The following is a 22,037-nucleotide window of genomic DNA, read 5'->3' on the forward strand; positions in this document are numbered from 1 at the left end:
GCATTCAAGCCTTTCGTTGAGCCTGGTAGTCGGCGATCAAGTCTTCGATCAAGTCATCGAGGGGCTGAGGAGGAATCCCGCACAGCTGCGTCGTTCTGCGCATGCCCAATCCACTATAGGTCGGCTTGAAGGGAATATTGATCCCCTTCTCTACCGCGGTCGACGGCCGAATCAAGCTGGCATCGACCCCAAGCCGGTTGGCGAGCTTGTGGGCGAAATCGACATAGTTGACGTTTTCAGCGCCGGACAGATGCAGATTTCCCGGAACGCGCTGCTCCCCGATCCGCGCCAGAGCCTCTCCGACAAAGCGAACCGACATCGGTGCGAAGGTCAGGTCGGAAAACGGTTCGATCGGCTGCCCCTTCTCCCAAGCTGCAAACCACGCCGGCAGTGGCGACACGCCGGCATTCATGATCTTGGTCAGGCGCACGATGTTGAGGCGATCGGTCGCGTTCAGCCGTTCTGCGGCACGCCGCACCACTGCTTCGCTGTCTGATTTCTGCTGTGCATAGGCGATGCCAGGCTGATGCGGGTCGTCTTCCTGCGGCCACGGCCGCTCACCGCCGAACACGGAATTGGTCGAGATATAGGTCACGAACAGCCCCTGCTTGAGCAGCGAGGCGATGGTCCTCGGGATCAGCTCGACATTGATGACCCGCGCCATCGGGTCCTTTTCGCAGCGGTCATAGTTGGTCGCCGCCGCGATCAGAAAGGCATAGTCGATCCCCGCGGGCGCGCGGAAGGGCGTCTCGCTCTCGAAGTCCAGGAGCAAGCGCGACGGCGTGACAGTGTCGGCCCGCCGCGTGGTTTCGTAGGCGGTATGGCCCCGCTTCCGCAAGGCGCCGATGGCGCTGCCGCCCACCAGGCTGTCGCCGCCAATGACCAAAAATGCGGCGTTATCAGTCATGATTCATCCCCCGGAAGCAGATGCTTGTCCGCTGTGCACTCGTCGTAAACCGCAACCGTCACTTGCACCATTGCGCCGTCTGGTTAGCCAGAAATGCGTGCCACTGCAAATGATCCGAGAGACCCAGCGAGATCGCCGTTCCGTCGAATTGCCGCATTCGCAGCTCGATACTCGGACGGGCAGCAAGACAAACTCAGATCTGGTCGCTAGCCCGTCCCAGACAGCCGATTCGCAGGAGCCCCTTCAGGAATGGCCCCATCGGCTGACGCAGGGGGGATCTGGCCGGCATCGACAGCCAGCCTCCCGGAACCCCACCGTTTTCGTGTCATCAGCATGCTGCTGCAATGCGAGGGAAATGCGCCGCTGCGGAGCTGCTTTCGCATCCGGACGTTGTTCGCGCTCGTCAGGACCGCTATCGCGGCCCAGGAGACTACCGCGAGCAGATTGACGGGAAGGCGCCTGAGACTTAGAGGCCACACATAGCGGGCCAGGTTCCGCTCCCACTGTCGCAGCAGGAACTTGACCCTGCCTCCTGCAAAGCGACCGTCGTACTGATAAGCTACCCAGTTGGGGGGCATGACCTGTTCGACGAATTGCGGAAGCGCGTGCGCGAGATCGCCTCCATCGAGATCGCCAGGTTGATGTTCGAGGAAGATCGCCAGAACGCCGCCCGGGGTAAGGCGCGATTCGGCAGCCTGCAACTTCTCCGAAATGCCTGCAATTCCGTCGCTCGATACGTGGACCAAAACGGCATCATAGCGGGCATCGGCAACGGCGGAACGTCCCTCGTCAACACTTGCGTCGGGCACCCTGGCAATCCCGTGCATGTCGATCGGCAGATGCTTGGGCAGGGAAGATGCAAGGGGACTCGAGGCGCTGCCAACCAGAAGCACGCGCGGTGATCGCTGCTTGATATCAGCGATCCAGTCGAGCAGGAGGCGAGAATCCAGCCATTGGTAATGCCAGATCGGGACGTCGGGGATGCTACGCGTCCGGCGACGCATCCAGCCGATGAGCTCGCTGTAGAGAGGAACGATACGCCTCCTCCAACCCCCGACCGTATCGCGACGGCGCAGTTCCGGAGGAAGCACGACCTCCCGGCCTGACTGGACGAACTTCAGGGATGCCCAATACTGAACGCCAGCGAGCCAATACGGGTGGTCGACATGGTCGATCGGCTCGCGCGTCATCTTCGACTTCAGCTCAGTCATGAACTGCTCGGCGCGGGCGCGAGCACGATCCAGCTCCGGGCCGGAATCAGCGGCATGGAAGACGACATCCAGCTCCGCAAAACGCCGATGTTCGGCGGTGGTCCAGTTGGAGAGCTCGGCTGCGATCGCGCCCACGCTGGCCTGGCCGCCCCGCACAAGGTTGCGTTCGGAACTCGAGGATTGCAGCTCGGCTACGAAGAATTCGTCGGAGTCACCAAGCAACGCGAATTTCCGCGACGGCACCAGCTCGGGCATGAAGCCATAGTCGCTGTAGGAGTTCAGCGGTGTCAGCGGCACCTCGGGCTTGACTGCCATCATGAAGATCAGATGATGGCGGCACAGCAATGTGTCGTCGTCGACCTGCCAGTAGATCTGCGTATGGCTGGTGCAGGTGATGAGGCTCTGCGTGATGGTCTTGGCCGTGACAGTCAGGTGCAGGTTGTTGAGCACGATGCGGACCAGATCGCGCGGCGCAAGCGTCAGCTCAAATCCATCCGGTGACAGCGCCTTCAGCAACGACGGCAGAGCAGTCTCCGCGACAGCGCGCAAGGACGGCGTCTTCACGCAAGGATGCCCCTCCGCAACCTTGTTGACGAGCGTTCGCAGCGATCCATCTGCCAGCACGAAGTCCGAGTTCATGAACACGAAGCAGGTGTTGGTCTGCTCGCTGCCGCTGTCCATGATGCCGCGCGCATAGGCTGCGGTCAGCGTCACGCCGTAGGCGCCGCCAGCGATGAGATCATCGATCAGAATGTACCGCACAGGGCAAAGCGCTTTCAGCCGGGCCATGATCGGCTGCTGCTCGAAATGCACCCGCCCCTCGGCAGACGTCAGAACGACGACTTCGAGTTCGTTTGCCTCCGCCACCCAGGGCAGGTTATGAGACGACAAATAGGACGGTAGCGAGACGCGGGCGAACTCGTCGATGTAACGAGCTCCCCAGATCGCCGTCAGAAACTTGACCTTCATTCTCTAAAAACGCCTCGAAAAGCCTTCGTGAGACGGACCTGCCACGCCTTCCGCTTGGCAAGCGCAACGAACGGCCGCCCTTGCTCGGTCACGGCAGCCAGGGCCAACGCTCCATATTCCAAGCAGGGTAAAGCAGAAACGCCGGTCAAACTCTAGCAAAACTCCGCTTCGCGACGTTGCAGTGGACCCAAAAGTCCTTTATGCGGGCGGGCAAAGCTCCGACCACCGCACGGCCCCGGGATCGCGCCATCGCCGGCGAGCTGTGGACAAGTCACCGCATTTCTGGACGAATGCATGGACCAGCCGGACCACCGATTGCGCGAAGTTTCGCCCGAGGTGCTGTACTCGGATGGCGGTTTCCTCGCTGTCGACGACAGCATCGTGCAGCTCTTGAAGGACAAGGCCGCGAAATCAACCCGGCGACGCTGCCGCCTTTGTTTTCACGCATCGTCTGACGATCTCCAGCAGGAGATGCTGATCGTCATGCACCGGTCCTCTTATGTGCGCCCCCACCGTCACCTGCGCCGTTCCGAAACGTTGGCGATCATCGAAGGAAACTGCGAGACCCTCCTGTTCGACCAAGATGGACAGCTGACGGAGCGCTTCACGATGTCGGCCGCGGCCGAGGGCGGCCGCTTCTTCTACAAGATGCCGCCGGGCATCTTTCATACCTTGATCTTCCGCTCGGAATGGCTGGTGTTCCTGGAAACCACGATCGGTCCATTCGATCCGACCTCCAGCGAAGCGGCGAGTTGGGCCCCCCCGGAAACCGACCCGGCGGCCGGACATGCGTACCTCGCCGGCTTGGCCCCAGGCAATCCGGGACGCTGACACGGGCCCTGTTTACTCATCCTGCCAAGTCGGGCATCTAGCTGCGATCGGCAGACGTCTGAAGAGGAATCGCGCAGATGGCGTGTTTGGTTTGTGGTGCTCAGGAGGTCAAGCAGGCGCTGGACCTGGGAAGCCACCCGGTGGCGTCGTTCTTCCTGCCGGAGAAGGACACCCCGGAACATGCGGTGGACCTGGTGCTCGGCCAATGCGTGACCTGCGGCACCATCCAGCTGATGAAGCCAGTGTCGCATGAGGCGCTGATTCCGCCGTACGACTGGCTGTTCGCGCGCGAGCCGGAAGAGCATCTCGACCAGGTGGTCGAGCAGATCGTGGCGCTCCCTGGGGTGACCACGGACAGCGTGATCGGCGCGCTGACATCGAAGGATGACACCACGATCGACCGGTTTCGTCGCAAAGGGTTCGAACGGACCTGGCGGGTCACGCTCGACGGCGATCTTGGCCTGACCAATCCCACCTGCGGCATCGAGACGGTTCAGAAGCTGACCACACCCGAGCGCATGGCCGCGATCGCGGACAGGCGCGGTGCTGCTGATGTCTTGATCGTCCGCCACATTCTCGAACATGCCGAAAACCTGCATGATTTCGTCGGGGGCATCGCGGCGCTGGTGAAACCCGGCGGCATCGTGATGGTGGAGATCCCGGACTGTACCAACAGCCTGCGGCTGCATGACTACTGCATGCCGTGGGAGGAGCATTCGCTCTACTTCACTCCCGAAACCTTCGCGCCGGTGCTCACCATGGGTGGCTTTGAGCCGATCCGCATGGACGTGTTCCCGCTGCCCTTCGAGAATTCCATCGTGCAGCTCGCGCGCAAGGTCGGCCTCCCCGGTCCGGTCAAGCGAGATCAACCGACCGATGCGAGCCAGTCGCAGCTGCTCGGAAGCTATGCCGCCGATTTCGAGCCGACGCGTCACGAACTGCGCGCAAAGCTCACCAAGTTCCGCGCCGAGCAAGGCCCGATCGCCCTGTTCGGCGCCGGCCATCTCGCCTGCGCCTTCGCCAACTTCCTGGACGTTGCCGACCTGATCGACTTCGTTGCCGACGACACGCCGCAGAAGATCGGCAAATATCTGCCGGGCGCGCGCCTGCCGATCCTCCCTTCGGCGGCGCTGGCTGAGCGCGGCATCAAGCTGTGCCTGCTGGCTCTTTCGGTCAGCAGCGAGGACCGGGTGATCGAGCGCAACAGCGCCGTGGCTGCGGCGGGCGGCAAGTTCGCCTCGATCTTGCGGGCGAGCCCGCGCTCGATCTTCTCGCTGGCGCTCTGATCCGCTTGGAGCGTTCGTGTCAGCGCGGCGCGTGCCGCGCGCGGCGGAACCAGGCCGTCCTGACCAGCGCCAGGAGCGACATTGGCCGTTCCTGCAGGACGAACCAGGCGAGAGCGATGATGCGTCCCACGGCGCCGTCCAGAGCCGCCGCGGCATTGAGCACGATGCGGCCGACCGGTCCTCGCACCAGCTGCAAGAGCGTGGCCTTGCGCATCGGTCGCGCGGAGAGTGCGACCCGCGCTAATGCGAAGCGCCAGCGCCGCTCGAACACCTCCGGATACCAGGTTGGGAACGCCGGATCAGCCTTCATCCGCGCGATCGACTGATTCATCACCTCGAAGCTGCGCGACAGATCAGCAGCTTCCGACCGCGAATAGCCCGACGGACTGATCTTCCAGGTCATGCCGACCGTCGGGACAAAACAGAAGCCGTGCCGCAAGGCCAATTGCTTGAACAGAAGGCCATCGGCGAACGACCTCAGCACGGGATCGAACCCGCCGGCATCGATGATCGCCGCACGGCGGACGACGGCCGTCCCGGCAAGCAGCCAATTGTCGGCGTAGCGAAGCAGGCCTGCGACCTCGCCCGGCCCAAGATAGGCCTCCTCGTAAGCCGGCACGATCGGCGGCCTAGGCTGCGCGCTGTCGGGGCGCGTCACATCAACGGCGAGTCCTTCAGTACAGGCGAGCACCGCCTCGGGATGACGTTCCAGCGCCGACAGGGTGGCCTTGAACAGCCCGGGATGGGTAAGATCGTCAGCAGCCCCAAAATTGATGAAGATGCCGCGCGCGGCCTGCAAGCCACGATTCAGCGCCGCGACCGTGCCCTGGTTCTTCTCCTGCGCCAGCACCCGCAGCGTCGGAAACTCCGACGCCAGCGCGGCCAGCCTCGCAAGGCTGTCGTCGGTCGAGCCGTCGTCGACGACGATGATCTCGTCCGGCGCCGGCTCCTGCTGCGCAAAGGCGCGGATAGCATCGCCGACCAGCGAACCATGATTGTAATTCGGAATCACGACCGAGAGCCGGACGGCCCTCGACGGGTTCTCGACAACGTCGGTCGGCGACTCCGCCTGCGGCGAGTTGGTGGCGCTCATTCGAAGAAGATGAATTCGTGATCGCCGGTATAGCCCGAGCGCTTGAACTCGAACTCCCATTCCTCCGGAGTGTGGAAGATGCGGCAGGTGAGCTGCCAGTACATCAAATTCACCTTCTCGCGCTCGTTGCGATAGGCCTCGACGCAGAGATATTTGCCGCCGCGGCTGACACGTTCCATCTCGCGCAGGGCGGAGTCGAGATCGTAGTTGTAGAGGTTGTGCAGGGTATTGATGGAGATGACGAGGTCGAAATGGTTGTCGGGAAAGGGCAGCTTCGCTGCTGAGCCGACCTGGCAGAACGGCTTGACGTCTTCCATCGTGTGCTCGATGCCGTAGGACGAGATGTCGATGCCGGCGACTTCGAGATCCGGAATGGCCTCGCGGAAATCATGCAGGATGAACCCTTTGCCGGAGCCGACGTCGAGCACACGCATGCCCGGCTTGATGCCGTAGGCCGCGATCATCGCGTCGGCGACCTTGCGCCAGCGGCCGTCATATTTGTAGCCGCCATAGCCGGTCTCGCGGCTGCCGTCCCAGTAGTCGTAGTCGAACTTGATCGCCATCTCCGCGACATCGGCCTTGTCACGCTGGGTGACGCGGGCGAGATAATCGCGCTTGGTCGATTTGTGGACGAGACTGACGAACTCGCGATAGGCCATGAGAACGCTCCGGATGTGAGGATGTCGTTTAAGGTGTGTCGTCGGCGCGGACCAGAGCGAGCTTCGCTTTGGCTTTGGCGAGCTGGGCGGCGCAGCGCTCGGCCCAGGCCCCGGCGTCGGCAAAGGCGCGCCGGGCGGCGCCGAGCGGCAGGAAATCGTTGAGAATGATGCAGGTCCACTTGATCTGGTAGGCATCGAGCAGGAGGCGGCAGCGCGCGACGCCGGCCGCATCAAGGCCGAGGCCCTGCGCCAGCCGATCGATGAAATGGCCATGCAATGACAGCGGCACCGGGACTTCCGGCTGGCAGAAGAAATCCGACACCAGCTTGGCCGGATCGTCGCGGCCGGCATATTCGAAATCCAGGAAGGTGAGCTTGCCGGCGTCGTCGATCAGCGCATTGTGGAAGCCGAAATCGGACGGCGACAGGCAGCTCTGCTCGATGCTGAGCGCCTGATCCATCTTGAGCCCTTCGACGATCGCACGTTCGCCAATCCGGGCCTTCACGGCGTCCCACGTCAGTTGCAGATGCGGAACGAGCTTTCGCGCCTCGCTCACATGCGGCACGTCATCGTCAAGCTTGGCGAGGCGCGCCACGCGGCGTTCGATGGTGCTGATATGATCGGCCAGCGAGAAGCACGCTTCCGAGCCCGCCGCTAGGGCGGGACGCGGCCGTTCATTTACCGCGAGCACGAAATCAATCGCCGCCTCGATATGGTCCGGCGTCAGCTCGGACGCGGCGAGCTTGCGGCCCTCGACGAAACCATAGAGGCCCGCCTGCTCCGCACGGTCGCACGCCAGCGGTTCGGGGACGACGCGGATCCCCCGCGACCAGGCATGGCTGACAAAACTCCATTCGGCACCGAGCCGGTCGCGGCTGTCGCGCGCATCGGTGAAGTAGCGCTTCAGCACCAGCGGGCCGCCATCGGTGTCGAGCCGGTAGACCTGGTTGTTGCGGCCGCCGGCCAGCCGCGTCAGCGCGCGCGGCGCGGCTTTGTTGGCCGCCGCCGTCAGCCGCTGTGCGAGCGCGATCAGCGTGGCGTCCGTTTCGGGGACTGCCTCAGACGCGTTCACGGGCGAAATCCGCAGCGATTTCCGCCCAGGATCCGCGGCGCTCGTAGGGCGTGGCCGGGTTAGCGAACTGGCCTTCCGGATCGAACAAAATCTTGCGCATGCCGTCCGGGAAGCCGTCCATGCCTAAGATTTCGGGCAGGTCGTCGATGAAGACCTCACAGGACAGCGCACGGGCGCGGGCAACCTTTTCGTCCTTGGTGAGCTCGAAGAACACCTGATCCGACGGGATCTGCTCACCGCCCTGCCCCATCAGCCCGCGATCGGTCAGGAAGCCGCGCGCCGCGGCGTGCATGTCGTGCTTGGGGCCGAGGATCGGATGCCTGGTCTTGTGGCTGACGATGAAGAGGTCGTGGCCGGTCCGGCGCGCCGCGGCGATGAAGTCGCCAAAGCCAGGATATGGCGACACCAGATCCATGCGGGCGCCGTAGACGTAGCCCTGCAGCTCGGTGAAATCGTCCTTGCGGCCGCTTCCGTTGAGGTGGTCACGAACGCTGTTCTTGTCGCGGCCGAGGTCGGCCGGGATCAGGCCGCGCTCGAGCGCGGCCGCATGAAACACGCCGTCATAACAGGCGATCGTGTTGTCGAAGTCGATCCCGATCCGCATCGCCCCACCAGAACCTCAGCGCAACGACATGTCGATCAGGGGACGGCCGACCTTGCCGGCGGCCAAATCCTGCAGCGCCTGATCGGCCTGGGCCAGACTATAGGGCTTGGACAGCAGATCCCGCACCGGGAAGCGGCCGGAGCTCAGAAGCCGCCCATAGCGGCCGTAATCGCGATCCGGCACGCTATCGCCACCCCAGGTGCCGAGCAGGCTCTTGCCCTGGTTGAAGACGCCCGGATTGAGCGGCAGCACCGCGCCATGCTTGGCATTGCCGATCACCACCGCGCGGCCGCCCTGCTGGCGGGTGGAATTGATGGCCTGCTCCATGACGGCTGGGATGCCGGAGGATTCCACCGCGAGATCAACGCCCTGCGGCACGATCTTCTTGATCTCCGCCAGCACGTCGCCGGCCGCGTCGATCACATGGGTCGCCCCATAGAGCTGGGCCAACGCGCGACGCGTCGGGTTCGGGTCGATGCCGATCACCGGCATGGCGCCGGCCAGCGCCGCTGCCATCAGCGCGTTCAGCCCGATGCCGCCGGTGCCGAACACGGCGACCGCATCGCCCGGCTGCGCCTTGAGCACGTTGTAGACCGCGCCCATGCCGGTCGGCGCCGCACAGCCGAGCAGCACCGCAACGTCCATCGGCAGGTCCGGCGGCAGCAAGGTCAGGCGGTTCTCGCTGACAACCGAGTGGCGCTGGAAGGTGGTGACACCGCCGGCATTGACCTTCTTGCCATCCCAATCATAGACGGCGCCGCCGGCCTCGATGCCGCTGCCCTTGATCCAGGACAGCACGACCTTGTCGCCCGGCTTGACCTTGGTCACCGCGCTGCCGACCTCCAGCACCGTGCCGGTCCCCTCGTGGCCGAGGCAATGTGGGACCCATTTGTCCTCGCCCTTGTCGCCGCGCCATTCCATCACCTGGGTGCCGCAGGCGCCGGAATAGGCGATCTCGACCAGCACCTGGCCCGGCTTCAGCGCGGGCGTCTCGATCTCGGCCAGCACGAGAGGTTGGCCGGTCTGGACCAGGAGGGCAGCTTGGGTCTTCATGTGATGTCTCAGTTCAACGCGTGGATGATCTTGTCCGCGATCTGGTGACCGGTCAGTCCCAGCACCTCGCGGGCATATTCCTGTTCGCCTGATTTCTTGAAGAAGGCATCGGGCGTGCCGAAGCGCAGGAACTTCTTGTGCTGCGTTTCGGTGTCGGCGAGCCATTCGGAGACCGCGGCGCCAAAGCCGCCGATCAGCGAATGCTCCTCGATGGTGGCAACCAGCTTGAAGCGACCGAACGCCTGCTTCAGCTTCTCTTCGTCGAGCGGCTTGACGGTGTGGAAGCTGACGACCTCGGCGGAAATGCCCTTTTCCTTGAGCTTGTGCGCGGCCTCGATCGCCTCGGGCAGCATGTTGCCGGTCGAGAGCAGGCAGACGTCGGAGCCCTCTTCGATCGTGATCGCCTTGCCGATCTTGAAGTCGGCGATCGGCCCCTTGTGCACGACCGGCTCGCCCTTTTTGCCCATGCGGATGTAGACCGGCCGGTCCTGCTGCATGGCCGCGCGGAGCGCGCCGCGGACCTCGAACGCATCGCCCGGGCAGATCACGACCATGTTCGGGATCGAGCGCAGGAACGAGATGTCTTCGCAGGCGTGGTGGGTCGGGCCGAGGCCGGAATAGGCAAGGCCGGCGCCGACCGCAACGATGGTTACCGGCGCCTCGTGATAGCAGACGTCGGTACGGATCTGCTCCAGGCACCGCGTGGTGACGAACGGCGTGATGGTGTAGGCGACTGGGCGCAGGCCGTTCATGGCCATGCCGGCCGCGACGCCCATCATGTTGGCTTCGGCGACGCCGCAGTTGAAGAACCGGCTGGGATGCTTGTCCTTGAACTTGTCGAACAGGCGATTGCCGATGTCGCCCGAGAGCATGACGACGCGGCTGTCCTCATTGCCGAGCTTGGTCAGCTCGTCGGCAAATGCGTTTCTCATGCCAGCCCAAGCTCCTTGTTCGCCTTGACGACTTCCTCGGCAGTCGGTGCGCGATAATGCCAGTTGTTGTCGTCTTCCATGAATGAGACGCCCTTGCCCTTCACGGTGTGCGCGATCAACGCCACCGGCTTGCCGGAGCCATTCGGGATGTTCTGCATGGCTTCCGCCAGCGCGCCGACGTCGTGACCGTCGATCTCATGCGCATCCCAGCCGAACGCTGCCCATTTGTCGCGCAAGGGTGCCAGCATCAGCGTCTCGTTCGATCGCGCAGTCGCCTGCCACTTGTTGTAGTCGACGACAACGCAGACGTTTTCGAGTTTCTGGGCGGCGGCGAACATCGCGGCCTCCCACACCGAGCCCTCATTGTTTTCACCGTCGGAGAGCAGCGCGAACACGCGGAAACTCTCGCCCTTGATGCGGCCCGCCAGCGCCATGCCGCAGCCGAGCGGCAGGCCGTGGCCGAGCGAGCCGGTAGCGGCCTCGACCCCCGGCAACAGGTTCGCAGGCGGATGTTCGGCGAGCCGGCCGCCATCCTGGCAATAGGTGTCGAGCTCTTCGATCGGGAAATAGCCCTTCATCGCCAGGGTCGCAAACAGCGCCGCCGCCGCATGCCCCTTTGACAGGATGAAGCGGTCGCGCAAGGGATCGGCGGGCTTGCCAGGATCGATGTTGAGCACGTGCCAATAGGCCGCGGTCAGCACGTCCGCGCAGGACAGCGACGAGGCGAGATGGGCGGCCTGCGCCTTGTGCGACATCTCGATGATCTTGCCGCGCAGCCTCGCAGCCTGGGCCTTCAGGGCCGCGGCGTCGGGGGCGTTTGCTGTGCTCCGGACTGCAACGTTCATCGTGCTCTCCAGTGGCGCCGCCCGAAGCGGGAAGCGCAGGGGTCGTCATCAGGGTTTGTGGTCGTACTTGGTCGGCAGTTTCGCCATGTCGCGCTCGAAACGCCGCGCCCAGGCGATCACGTCGTCGATGCCTTGCTCCAGCGAAAAGGTGTCGCGCCAGCCGAGCTCGGTGCGCAGCTTGAAGCTGTCGAGCGTATAGGCGGTGTCCTTGCCCGGGCGCTCGGGGCCGATCTCGACACAATCCTCGAACTTCTTGCCGAGACGGGCGAGGATCATCTCCACCAGCGTGCGGATCGAAACCAGCTCATAGCCGGAGATGTGATAGGTCTCGCCGAGCGTGCCCTTCCGGCCGATCTTCACGGTCGCGTCCGACACGTCGGTCATGTGGATGAACACGCGCACCGACTTGCCGCCGCCATCCAGACGCAGCTTCTGCCCGGTCATCGCCGCCACGATGGTGCGCGGCACGATGCGATAGAGCTGCTGCCCGGGTCCGTAAACATTGGCCGCGCGGGTGAAGACGACGGGGAACTGGTAGTTGGCGAAATAGGTACGCAGGCTCATATCGCCGGCCGCGCGAGAGACCGCGTAGGGCGTCGACGGATTGAACGGCGCATCCTCGCGGACCCAGCCTTCGGTCGAACCGTAGACCTCGGGCGTGGTGACGTGGACGTAGCGCTCCAGGCCATCATAGTTGCGCAGCAGGTCGTGCAGCCGCACCGCGGAGACGACGTTGGTCATCATCCAATGGTCAGGATAGAGCCAGCTCTCGCCGACCATGCTCTGGGCGGCGAAATTCACCACGTGGGTGGGTCGCTCGGCTGCCAGCAGCGCCTTGAGCGCTTCGAGATCGTGGTTGAGATCGACGCGATGGAAGCGCACGCTCCCTGCCCGCTTCTGCCATTTGTAAGGCAGGAAGGCGTCGTGCGGCTCGTCGGAGCGGCTGGTCGCGATCACGTCGTGACCGGCCGCCGCCAGGAAGTCGACAAAGGTCGCGCCCGAGAACGAGTTCGAGCCCAGGATCAGGTACTTTTCGTGTCCCGCCATCGTTTGGTCCGTCAGGCCTCACGCGCAGGGGTGATGTCAGCCCGCTGGGCGTACAGCCACTGCATGATCATGTGGCCGATCACCATCTGGGCGTCCTCGGCGATCTGCATGTCGTTGACAGCGAAGTGGATCGGCACGTCGGCGAGCGCCTTGGCCTTGCCGCCGGAGAAGCCGAGCACGGCGTAGCTGGTCATGCCGATTGTCTTCGCCTCCTCCAGCGCCTTCAGAATGTTCGGCGAATTGCCGGAACCGGAGAAGGTGATGAGAACGTCGCCCTTGCGAGCGAGCACTGCGAGCTGCAGCGAAAACACCTGGTCATAGCCTTCGTCATTTGCGAGGCAGGTGATGACCGAGGGATTCGAGGACAGCGAATGCACGCGCAGGCCGGACCCCGGGGTCTTCGACAACGCGTACAGGAAATCGTTGGCGAGGTGGTTGGCGTTGCCGCCGCTGCCACCATTGCCGCAGAAGAAGACCTGACGGCCGGTCTGCCAGCAGTCGCGCAGATCGTACGCAAGCTTCTCGACCGGGCTCCAATCGAAATCCTTCAGAACGGTGCTGAAGCGGCTGGTGTAGTCAGCGAACAGGCTTCCGGGGGTCTTGAAGGCCAGAACATTCATTTCACGACCTCCTTCTCCATCCATTTGAGATTGTACCAGCGGTCCTCGTTCTTGAGCTGCCCCTGCGAGTACATCCCGATGATTTCCTTGATCGCGTCTTCCACCGTCTTCTTCGGGCGGAAGCCGGTCGCGAGCAGGCGGTCGGAATTGACCCGGTAGCTGCGCGGATCGTTCGAAGGCGTCACCACGATCTCCGCCTTCACATGCTTGGCGACCATGTGGGCGATGTCGAGGATCGAGATGTTCTCGAAGCCGGCATTGTAGATGCCGGTGTGCTCGGGGTGATCGAGCAGGAACAGATAGAGGTCGGTGATGTCGTCGATGTGGATGTTGGGGCGGGTCTGGTCGCCGCCGAACACCGTGATGCGCCCGTTCATCAGGGCCTGCATCGTCAGCATGTTGACGGAGACGTCAAGACGCTGCCGGGGGGAGTAGCCGCAAACGGTGGCGGGCCGCACGATCTGCACCACCATGTCGTCCTTGTAGGACAGCACGATGCGTTCGCCACACATCTTGGTCTTGTTGTATTCGGAGATCGGCAGCAGCTCGAGATCCTCGGTGACCTGCTCTTCTTCCTTCACGCCATACACGCTGCCCGATGACGCGTAGATGAAACGCTTGATGCCGTGGCGGTAGGCGCGGTCGGCGAGCTGCATCGTGGCGAGGCAGGAGATTTCCCAGGTCAGCTTGGGGTCGAGATCGCCGCAGGGATCGTTCGCGACGCTCGACAGATGAATGATCGCGTCGACGCCGGTGAGATCGATTTCGTCGGGATTGCGGACATCGCCTTTGACAACCGTCAGGTCCGGATGCGGATCGAGGAAGTTGCCGAACCACATGATGTCGAAGGCGACGACCTGGTGGCCCGCTTTCAGGAGCTTGGGAACCAGCACGCTTCCCTTGTAGCCGCACGCACCGGTCACGAATATCTTCATCTGCCGATTCCCCGTCGCTCGCCTGTTGCCCACCCGATCTCGCCTCGGGCGCATCTGTCGACTATGGCAGGAAAAACGCGATCAGCCCCAGCGACGACAGCCGCCCTCAACCGCCCCCACCATGGCGCGGCTTGTGCTTAAACTCCAAATGCGCCCGGCGCAAGCTTTCCGGGTTGCCGATGTCCCGGTGATAACCTGCAGTTTCCACGCATAAAATTCGTCCCAAATAGTTCGGGATGATTTCGGTGGAGAGATCGACGACGGCTTTTCCGAGTGCCGCGATATCGTCGATCACCTCGGGCTCAAAAATATAGACCGCACCATTGGCGAGGTTCCCGGGCGGGTTCGGGACTTTTTCGTGAAAGGCGATCACCCTGTTCTGGCGGTCCAATTCCAGAATGCCGCAGGAGTTCGGGTCGTCGGTCCGGAACGCGAGCATCGACATGATGCAGCCAGCCGGCCGCTTGTCGTGGGCAGCGATCAGGCCCGCCACGTCGAAATCGGTCAGGTTGTCGGCGTGGGCGACCAGAAATGGCCGGCCCCCGAACCATTCGCGGTTGGCAAGCACGGTGCCGCCAGTCCCGAGCAGCTCATCCTCGTGAACCAGATCGATGCGGGAGCGCCAGGGCGACTGCGCCACGTGGGCGCGGACCTGATCCGCAAGCCAATGGGTATTGAGCAGCGCGCGCTCGATGCCGCCCTCGAAGACCAGATCGAGCCAATAGTCGAGCAGCGGGCGATCGTGCACTGTAACCAGGCATTTTGGCGTGGTGTTGGTCAACGGCCGCAGCCGGCTGCCGATTCCGGCCGCAAGAAGGAGCGCGCGCATCAGTGTATCCGTCACTCGTGGCTGAAGCCGGCCTCGTCGATTTCGCGGACCAGCTCTGCCGTCGTCAGGGGCAGGTTGCCGACGCGGGAGACCTGCAAGGCCGCGGCCAGCGAGCCGAGATAGGACGCCTGCCAGATGTCGGCGCCTGCGCGCAGGCCCATCGACGATGCCATGAAGAAGCTGTCGCCCGCACCGGACACGTCCTTCGGCGACGGATTGAAAGCCGGCAGGCGATCCGAAGTGAAGATGCCGTCTGCCATCGTATTGATCAGCGCACCTTCCGCGCCGAGGGTGATGACGAGGTTTTTGGTGCGGGCGCGCTCCACCAGCCGCTCGCTGATGACCGCGAGCCCCGAGATGAAATCGTTGAGTGCGACACGCGCCTCGCGCTCGGTCGGCGTCAGCAGGGTCATGCCCTTGAAACGCGAGACGTCGCCGGTCTGCGACGAGACTTGGCTGTCGGCGGCCATCATGACGCCTCGGGATCGCGCCTGATCGGCGATCGCATCCACCAAATCCTGCGGCAGGCAGCCGTAGTTGAAGCAGGAGAACAACAGCAGATCGCTGGTCTTGAGCGCCCGCTCGACCGCAGCCAGCATCTGCCTCTGAATTTCCCCATCGGCCGCGTGCTGACGCAGATGATTGACCCGCAGCAGCGTCTTGTTCAGCGCACGGAAACGCTGCTTGCGGGTGGTCGGCCGGCTCGAATCTGTGAAGTGATTGAAGTGGACGCCATGCTGCTCCAACGTATTGCGCGCGAAGCGGGCCGCCTCGTCGTCGCCGACGAGGGTGAAAAAATTGACGTCCGCGCCGAGGCCATGCGCGTGGGCAGCAACAGCGCCGGCACCCCCGACGAAGGTGCGCGTCATCAGCGGCGTCACCACGATGGTCGGATCCTCCTGCGACATGCCGACGGCATCGCAGGTGACATATTCATCGACAATCAGATCGCCGATCACGGCCACCCGCATCCCGGCAAGCTTGCCGAGCAGCCCCTTCAGCTGCGAGATGTCGAAGCCATGACGCTTGGGAAATTCGAGCGGCTTGCGGACCGTGGAGATGTCGACGTTGGCGTCGCGCTCGAGCAGCGCAAGCGAGGTGAAACGCAATTCACCGGACGAAAACAGCAGCCGACCGCCATAAGCATCGACCGCCTCCTGCTCGGGATTGTCGCGGTCCTCGAACTCCTTGCCCTTGACAACCACCGTCGGCTGAAGCTGGCGGATGAAGGCGGTCGGGGAATCTTCCAAACGCACTACATGATGCACAAACGAGATCGAGCGCACATTGTCGAGGCGCATATCCTGCGCCAGCGTCACGCCAGGCGTAGAATCCGGATTGACGCCCACAACGAGAACGTCGGCCTGCTCGGCGGCGAACTTCAAGAGCCGGAGATGTCCGGGATGCACGACATTGAAATTGCCGGAGACGAACGCGATCGTCTGGTCGGGTTCGCACGAAGCGCGGATCGTCTGACACACGACGTCGCCGTGCGCCGTGTCAATCGTTTGGTGCAAGGATCTTGCCTCCAGTTCACGGCCCTCGGCGCGCAGTCCATGATCCTGCTCGACTCGCGCGCGGCATAAGCGGGGAAACGAATTAGCCCAACTAGGCCCGAGAGAGAAGCGAGATCATCGAATTTTGTTGCCGCTCCTGGAACCACGCCGCCGACGCCTTGTCTTTAAACTCATGATATGCTTCGCGTTTCCGTGCGCCCGATTGCCGCGAGCGATTAAGTGGAGAGCGATGCAAGCCGCAAGCCACAGCTCTTGCGTAAAAGCAAATTCGTCCGCAACGGCCGAGCCTCTGACAGAGGCCTCAAGCGCGTTGGCGTCAAGGGCTACGCGCCACCGTTTCACGCGAGAGCTCCAGGATCCTCCTTTTTGCTGGACGCCGCGCTCTAATTGACTGGTTTTGCACTGTTTCGTCCGACTGGCCTCGGTTGATTGGACTGGGGATATGGCCTATACAGCCCCCGAATTAGGGGTCCAGCAAAGCATTCCGAATGACAACAGGTTTGGTCGAACATACGAGCGCACAGCAGCAGCTGCGCGACGCTTCAGACGAGTTGCCGATTGTCGTGCATTTTGGCGCAGCCAGCTCCAAGCGGGATGCTACGATCCAGGATGTAACGGGCGCGCTGCGCCGGTGGCATTTGTGGATCTCGCTCGGCTGGCTCGACGTCAAGCAGCGCTATCGGCGCGCAGTACTCGGCCCCTTCTGGATCACCATCAGCATGGCGATCCTGGTGCTGACGCTGGGCACGGTCTATGCGGGACTGTTCAAACAGGACGTACACTCCTTCCTGCCCTACCTTGCCGGCGGCTTCATCGTCTGGAACTTCTGCACCGGCACCATCAACGAGAGCGCCACCGCTTTCTCGGGCGCAGAGGGCCTGATCAAGCAGGGCGGCATCCCGCAGCTGTTGCATATTTTGCGAACCATCTTTCGCAACTTCATCATCAACGCTCACAACGTCTCAGTGATGGTGCTGCTGTATCTATGGCAGCCGTCGCTGCTGAATTGGCACCTCGTGCTCTTGATCCCGGGCCTCGCCCTGATGCTGATCAACTTCGTCTGGATCTCGCTGATCATCGGCATCCTCTGCACGCGCTTTCGCGACCTGCCGCCGATCATCGGCAATCTGCTGCAGATCCTGTTCTTCGTGACGCCGGTGATGTATCGGCCGGGTACGCTGCCCCCACGCCTTAGCTTCATCTACCAGCTGAACCCGTTCTATTATCTGATCGAAGCCGTGCGGGCGCCGATGCTCGGGCAGGCGCCACCCGCGCTCACCTACCCCGTCCTCGTGCTTTTTGCGGCAGCGGGCTCGTATTTGGCGTTCCGGTTGTTCGCAAGGACCCGCCACCGTATCGCCTATTGGCTCTGAGTTCAGGACCCTCAATGCTCCAGCCAGCAACCAGTCGTAAATCTGCGACTTCGGTGAAATTCGATCATGTCATGATCGAATTTCCGATCTATTCCGCGCATGGACGATCCCTCAAACGTTCCGTCCTGGAATACACGACCGGCGGCAAAATCGGTGTCGGCACCGATCACCGCGTCGTGGTGTCTGCGCTGAACGACGTCTCGTTCACAGCGGAACATGGCGAGCATATCGGACTGATCGGCCACAACGGTGCCGGCAAGTCGACCCTTCTGCGCGCAGTCGCCGGCGTCTATGAGCCGATGGCGGGGACGATCTCCGTGTGCGGCCATGTCGGATCGCTGATCGATCTGACCCTGGGCATGGACATGGAAGCCAACGGCTATGAAAACATCCGTATTCGCTGCCTCCTGCTCGGTCTCACGCCGCAGGAAATCGACGCGCATATCGACGACATCGCCGATGTCACCGAGCTCGGCGATTTCCTGGCAATGCCGGTGCGCACCTATTCCAGCGGCATGATGCTCCGTCTTGCCTTCGCAATCTCGACCTCGATCACACCCGACATTCTCCTGATGGACGAATGGATCGGAACGGGAGATGCGTCTTTCGTCAAAAAGGCGCAGGCGCGCCTGGAGGGCCTGCTTGGACGCACGGGCATTCTCTTCATCGCCTCGCATTCCGAAGAGATCATCAGGGACAACTGCACCCGTGCCATGTGGTTCGAAAAGGGCGCAATCCGCAGTGATGGCAACCCGGCGGACGTCTGGCGCGAATATCACACCTGGAGCACCCGGGATCATGGGTGAGAATGCCCTCGCTGCTGGTTGGTGAGGAAGCCGGTTCCCGTTGTGGCCGCAGTTCGGTTCCCGTTGTGGTCGTATTAGAGTTTGGATTTCCGCATCGATTGTTGCTAAAGGTGCAATTGACGACGCCCAAGCAAAATTCGGCCGAATGCGCATGAATTGCTCGACCCCTCATGACAGCTCGGTGAAACCGGCTCTCACAACTTCTTGCGAATCGGGTGCGACGACGACCTTCCATAAGAGCAGCCTGGCGCTTTCCGCTCAACGCGCGACCTGTTGCGCACCATGACCGGCCGGCAAAAAGTCAAGCTTCTGGTCGTGGTCTGGGGTGACCGATACGTCCGGGAGTTTTCGCAGATAGCCTTGCCCGCGCTGCTGGCGTCGGGAAATCTGCCCGTTCTTGCGCAAGAGACGGACCTTGAGGTCCTGATCATGACACAGCGGGGCAGTGTGCCGTTCTTCGACCGCGAGCCGGCGTATGGCGCCTTGGGCGCACTCTGCCCCGTGCGATTCATATTTATCGACGATCTGATCCCGGGCGGGAACTTCGGAATCACTCTTACGCTCGCCTATGCGCGGGGCATACGCGACAGCGGCGAAGAGCAGACCAGCACTTATTTTATTTTTATGAATGCTGATTTTGTTGTCGCTAATGGCTCACTCCGAACGCTTTACTGGAAAATCAAGGAAGGACATGCGGCCGTGTTCGCGCCATCCTTGCGCGTCTGCTCGGAACCCACCGCCACGGTTCTCCTGGATGCTGTTAATCCCGCCACGGCTTGCCTCGAGATGGGGCCGCGCGAGATGGTGCGTATAGCTCTGAAGAATCTGCATCCGACTGTGATCGCCAAGACCATCACGCAGGGGCTCGTCCGGTGCAACGAATATAATCACCTCTATTGGCAGGTGGATGGCTCGACGCTCCTGGCAAGAAATTATCTGATCTTCGTACCGATGATCAAACCCGAGCGGCCGATGCCGCCGGTGAATTCATATAGTGACTACGGGTTTGTCCCGGAACTGGTCCCCTCCGGGCGAATGACAGCGCTGGGGGACTCGGATGATTTCTTCATGCTAGAGTTGCAGCGGACGGCACAGGAAAACCAACGCCTCCGCTGCGGTCGGCCTAATCAAGTGGAGATTGCGGCGGAGCTATCGCGCTGGACCACGCGTGAGCATCGTTTCGTCGCGGAGCATGACTTCGTCTTTCACTCGGGCGAGCTGCCGGCCAATCTTCCGGCGGTTCGCGCTCAGGCCTTTACCTATATGACGGCGCTGTGTAGGTTGATGTCGCCGCGCCCGGTCAGTCACCTTGATCATCCCTATTGGACCGTCTGGTTCAACACTTGGCTCAAAGCGCGCCCGCCCACGCAACGATTTATCGCCGAACTCGGCGGAGTTCCTCCGGACCAACTCCAATCGCTTGCGCCAAAGTCCGAGGACCCCCTCGAGACCAAGCTTTCCAGTCCATCCCGGTCCAGCTTGATCGACCGGTTGCGCCAACATTTCGGGAGAGCTTCGAAAGTCCCGATCTGGCGACACAACTGGCTGGATATTCGTCTTGTCCTCAACTGGCTGGATGGCCTTGGCGAGCGGCGCCAACGCAGAAGCCTGATGCTGTACAGCACGGGAAGTTTCCTGACGCGACCGGATCCGCAGTTGGCGTCATTCGATCATGTGGAGCTCGACACGGTCCTTGATCTGCAGGCTCGGGACGAAGGATCATCCTCTACACGATATGGCAACGTCCTGCTTCATGTGGTCGACGGCAGCCTCCGTGCGGTCCGAACCATCTTCGCGCAGATCTCATCACTGTTCGATGAGGACGTCGAAATTGCGATATATGCCGAGAACTGGAACCTCGGATCGACGGCCCACGATCTTTCGGGCAAGCTGCCGATCATCATTCAGGATTTCCTTCCTGACGAATGGCTGGACTTCGAGGTCACCGCAACCTTCGCCGGCGGGCGGATCAAGCGATGGCTGCGTGCAATGGAAGTGCTCCTGCTCAATCGCCTGGTCAGCATAAATGCAAAGAGCGTTCTCTTTCTCCCATTGCTCGCCGGCCTTCTTTCAATCGTCTGGGGATTGACCGCGGTCAACAACCGGCGGCTGAGAAACAGACTTTCGTCGTGTCCTGAGTCCTGCAGCAGTATTCTTGTCCGCTTTCGGCGTGGCACGCGTCCGAGAACGACTAGCTCTTGCGCGTCCCCGCAATCCGCCGCAATCCGCCACCAAGCTTTCTCGGAATCGCCTTCACCACGCGCCAGCGCTGCGCGGGCGGCCCCTTAATCATGATAATGAGGGCCTGCTGAGCAAGGCGGCCTGCATCCAGCATTGCACGCTGGCAGGACTCACAGAAGCTTATCCGCGCAATGGCCCATTTCGCCGCCTTGCGGCCTTGGCCGACAACGCCGTACCAGTACAAACGCCGCAGCTCCTCGCCGCGGCACTTGCGGAGTATCATGGATACGAATGCTGCGCTCTCTCTGCGGCGCAAGACCCAATCCGCCCCCAATTGATCGACGCCGGGAATCAAGATCTCCCGTTCCAGGTTGCGCCGGTTATGGGGTGGGTTCTCGAGATAAAAGTCCATGTAGCGCTTCAAATCGCCGCGTCGTGCCATGGTCCCAACGAAGTGATCGGGGTCACTGAGCTCGCAGGCGAACACCTCGCGGCTGTCCTTGCACAAATAGATTTCGCGGGACGAAAAACCGAGATTGGCCACCAGATCGTCATCAGTGGTCGAGTTGAAGGAGACCGACGGCCGGTTCGGATAGACCACAATCGGATAGACCTGACAGCAACGCGCTATGATGCCTTCGTTACCTACCCGCCAATAAAGATGCGCCGGATGGAACGGCCCATCCTGTTCGCCCTCCACGAAATGCATCGCAAGCAACGGGTGGATATGCTTCAGCCAGAGCGCAGACAGTTCGGTGGCGCCGACGCTGATCGCACCGTCATTGGTACGAAACTTTCCGAGTGCCTCACCGAGGTCGGCTTTGACCGCACGTGGTCCGGGCACCTCGACGACTCGCTTTCCCGTCGCCAGGATCCTCTCGAACGCAACAACCGAACCATCTGCGATAAGATGATCGGCATTGAGCAGGACAGCCGCCGCGCCAAGCCGAAAGGCCGCCTCCAATCCCTTCATGTAGCAGAGGCTGTTGATCCGGTATTTATCTTGGCCGAGCCAGTCGTCAACGAACTGGAACTCGACGTCGATATGCCCAGTCAGCTTCTGGAATACGGGCGAGTCCAGAAAGCGCTGATGATCTGCTTGTTTTGTGAAGATCAGATATCGATGGCGGCTATCGCGCAACGATGGGATGTTGCCTGGCGCCAACTGGGCCGGAACGCAATAGTCAATGAAAGTACGGACGTAACTCTCGCCCCATACGGGAACTACAAACAGCAGTGGTATCATGTCGATTTTCCTCAACTAAGG

Annotated in this window: 20 protein-coding genes; 5 read left to right on the forward strand and 15 right to left on the reverse strand. The window is 62.2% G+C overall.

What is annotated here, in order from left to right:
• Positions 1-4: 4 nt before the first annotated feature.
• Both ACQR1W_RS34520 and ACQR1W_RS34525 read right to left on the reverse strand, forming a co-directional pair.
• Positions 5-907, reverse strand: coding sequence for a sugar nucleotide-binding protein (locus ACQR1W_RS34520; protein ID WP_434854948.1), 903 nt, complete (start codon positions 905-907; stop codon positions 5-7).
• Between the two features lie 206 nt (positions 908-1,113).
• Positions 1,114-2,799, reverse strand: a complete 1,686-nt coding sequence (locus tag ACQR1W_RS34525) for a hypothetical protein (RefSeq protein ID WP_434854949.1) — start codon at positions 2,797-2,799, stop codon at positions 1,114-1,116.
• 582 nt (positions 2,800-3,381) lie between these two features.
• On the opposite strand from ACQR1W_RS34525, the gene ACQR1W_RS34530 reads away from it, so the two are divergent.
• Together ACQR1W_RS34530 and ACQR1W_RS34535 are read left to right on the forward strand one after the other, a co-directional pair.
• Positions 3,382-3,918 carry a WbuC family cupin fold metalloprotein gene (locus ACQR1W_RS34530; protein WP_434854950.1) on the forward strand — a complete coding sequence of 179 codons (537 nt, stop codon included), beginning with the start codon at positions 3,382-3,384 and terminating at the stop codon, positions 3,916-3,918.
• A 77-nt stretch (positions 3,919-3,995) separates the two neighbouring features.
• Positions 3,996-5,204, forward strand: a complete 1,209-nt coding sequence (locus tag ACQR1W_RS34535; protein WP_434854951.1) for a methyltransferase domain-containing protein — start codon at positions 3,996-3,998, stop codon at positions 5,202-5,204.
• 19 nt (positions 5,205-5,223) lie between these two features.
• On the opposite strand, the gene ACQR1W_RS34540 is transcribed toward ACQR1W_RS34535, so the two are convergent.
• The 12 genes from ACQR1W_RS34540 to ACQR1W_RS34595 all read right to left on the reverse strand — a co-directional run bounded on the left by ACQR1W_RS34540 (position 5,224) and on the right by ACQR1W_RS34595 (position 16,410).
• Positions 5,224-6,297, reverse strand: a complete 1,074-nt coding sequence (locus ACQR1W_RS34540; protein WP_434854952.1) for a glycosyltransferase family 2 protein — start codon at positions 6,295-6,297, stop codon at positions 5,224-5,226.
• The gene (locus ACQR1W_RS34545; RefSeq protein WP_008970982.1) at positions 6,294-6,956 is read right to left on the reverse strand and encodes a class I SAM-dependent methyltransferase; all 663 of its coding nucleotides are present in this window, start codon (positions 6,954-6,956) and stop codon (positions 6,294-6,296) included. The genes ACQR1W_RS34540 and ACQR1W_RS34545 overlap by 4 nt, the downstream gene beginning before the upstream one ends.
• Positions 6,957-6,984: 28 nt before the next feature.
• On the reverse strand, positions 6,985-8,028 hold the full coding sequence (locus ACQR1W_RS34550) for an aminoglycoside phosphotransferase family protein (protein WP_434854953.1): 1,044 nt from the start codon (positions 8,026-8,028) through the stop codon (positions 6,985-6,987).
• Entirely contained in the window at positions 8,015-8,632 is a 618-nt protein-coding gene (locus ACQR1W_RS34555; RefSeq protein WP_434854954.1) for a hypothetical protein, read from the reverse strand. Before ACQR1W_RS34555 ends, ACQR1W_RS34550 begins: the two co-directional genes overlap by 14 nt.
• A gap of 15 nt (positions 8,633-8,647) precedes the next feature.
• Positions 8,648-9,685, reverse strand: coding sequence for a zinc-binding dehydrogenase (locus ACQR1W_RS34560; protein WP_434854955.1), 1,038 nt, complete (start codon positions 9,683-9,685; stop codon positions 8,648-8,650).
• 8 nt (positions 9,686-9,693) lie between these two features.
• A complete protein-coding gene (locus ACQR1W_RS34565; protein ID WP_434854956.1) occupies positions 9,694-10,617 on the reverse strand; it encodes a transketolase family protein in 924 nt (307 codons plus the stop codon).
• A complete protein-coding gene (locus tag ACQR1W_RS34570) occupies positions 10,614-11,462 on the reverse strand; it encodes a transketolase (protein ID WP_008970987.1) in 849 nt (282 codons plus the stop codon). The genes ACQR1W_RS34565 and ACQR1W_RS34570 overlap by 4 nt, the downstream gene beginning before the upstream one ends.
• 48 nt (positions 11,463-11,510) lie before the next feature.
• Entirely contained in the window at positions 11,511-12,509 is a 999-nt protein-coding gene (locus tag ACQR1W_RS34575; protein ID WP_434854957.1) for an NAD-dependent epimerase/dehydratase family protein, read from the reverse strand.
• A gap of 11 nt (positions 12,510-12,520) precedes the next feature.
• The gene (locus tag ACQR1W_RS34580) at positions 12,521-13,129 is read right to left on the reverse strand and encodes an SIS domain-containing protein (RefSeq protein WP_035982336.1); all 609 of its coding nucleotides are present in this window, start codon (positions 13,127-13,129) and stop codon (positions 12,521-12,523) included.
• Complete coding sequence (locus ACQR1W_RS34585; RefSeq protein ID WP_434854958.1) at positions 13,126-14,064, reverse strand: NAD-dependent epimerase/dehydratase family protein; 939 nt, start codon at positions 14,062-14,064, stop codon at positions 13,126-13,128. The genes ACQR1W_RS34580 and ACQR1W_RS34585 overlap by 4 nt, the downstream gene beginning before the upstream one ends.
• Positions 14,065-14,170: 106 nt before the next feature.
• Positions 14,171-14,893: a nucleotidyltransferase family protein gene (locus tag ACQR1W_RS34590; protein WP_434854959.1), complete on the reverse strand. Its 723-nt coding sequence runs from the start codon at positions 14,891-14,893 to the stop codon at positions 14,171-14,173.
• Positions 14,894-14,904: 11 nt separating this feature from the next.
• Positions 14,905-16,410 carry a PfkB family carbohydrate kinase gene (locus ACQR1W_RS34595; RefSeq protein ID WP_434854960.1) on the reverse strand — a complete coding sequence of 502 codons (1,506 nt, stop codon included), beginning with the start codon at positions 16,408-16,410 and terminating at the stop codon, positions 14,905-14,907.
• Between the two features lie 488 nt (positions 16,411-16,898).
• Here ACQR1W_RS34595 and ACQR1W_RS34600 point away from each other — a divergent pair, with 488 nt between their 5' ends.
• The 3 genes from ACQR1W_RS34600 to ACQR1W_RS34610 all read left to right on the forward strand — a co-directional run bounded on the left by ACQR1W_RS34600 (position 16,899) and on the right by ACQR1W_RS34610 (position 20,878).
• Positions 16,899-17,783 (forward strand): ABC transporter permease, encoded by an 885-nt coding sequence (locus ACQR1W_RS34600; protein WP_434854961.1) that lies wholly within the window; start codon positions 16,899-16,901, stop codon positions 17,781-17,783.
• Between the two features lie 71 nt (positions 17,784-17,854).
• A complete protein-coding gene (locus ACQR1W_RS34605; RefSeq protein ID WP_434854962.1) occupies positions 17,855-18,589 on the forward strand; it encodes an ABC transporter ATP-binding protein in 735 nt (244 codons plus the stop codon).
• Between the two features lie 273 nt (positions 18,590-18,862).
• Positions 18,863-20,878 (forward strand): hypothetical protein, encoded by a 2,016-nt coding sequence (locus ACQR1W_RS34610; RefSeq protein WP_434854963.1) that lies wholly within the window; start codon positions 18,863-18,865, stop codon positions 20,876-20,878.
• Here ACQR1W_RS34610 and ACQR1W_RS34615 read toward each other — a convergent pair.
• Positions 20,781-22,016, reverse strand: a complete 1,236-nt coding sequence (locus tag ACQR1W_RS34615; protein ID WP_434854964.1) for a hypothetical protein — start codon at positions 22,014-22,016, stop codon at positions 20,781-20,783. The two genes, ACQR1W_RS34610 and ACQR1W_RS34615, sit on opposite strands and share 98 nt — an antisense overlap.
• Positions 22,017-22,037: the final 21 nt, after the last annotated feature.

This window comes from Bradyrhizobium sp. HKCCYLS1011 (assembly GCF_051167795.1).
Classification (GTDB): domain Bacteria; phylum Pseudomonadota; class Alphaproteobacteria; order Rhizobiales; family Xanthobacteraceae; genus Bradyrhizobium.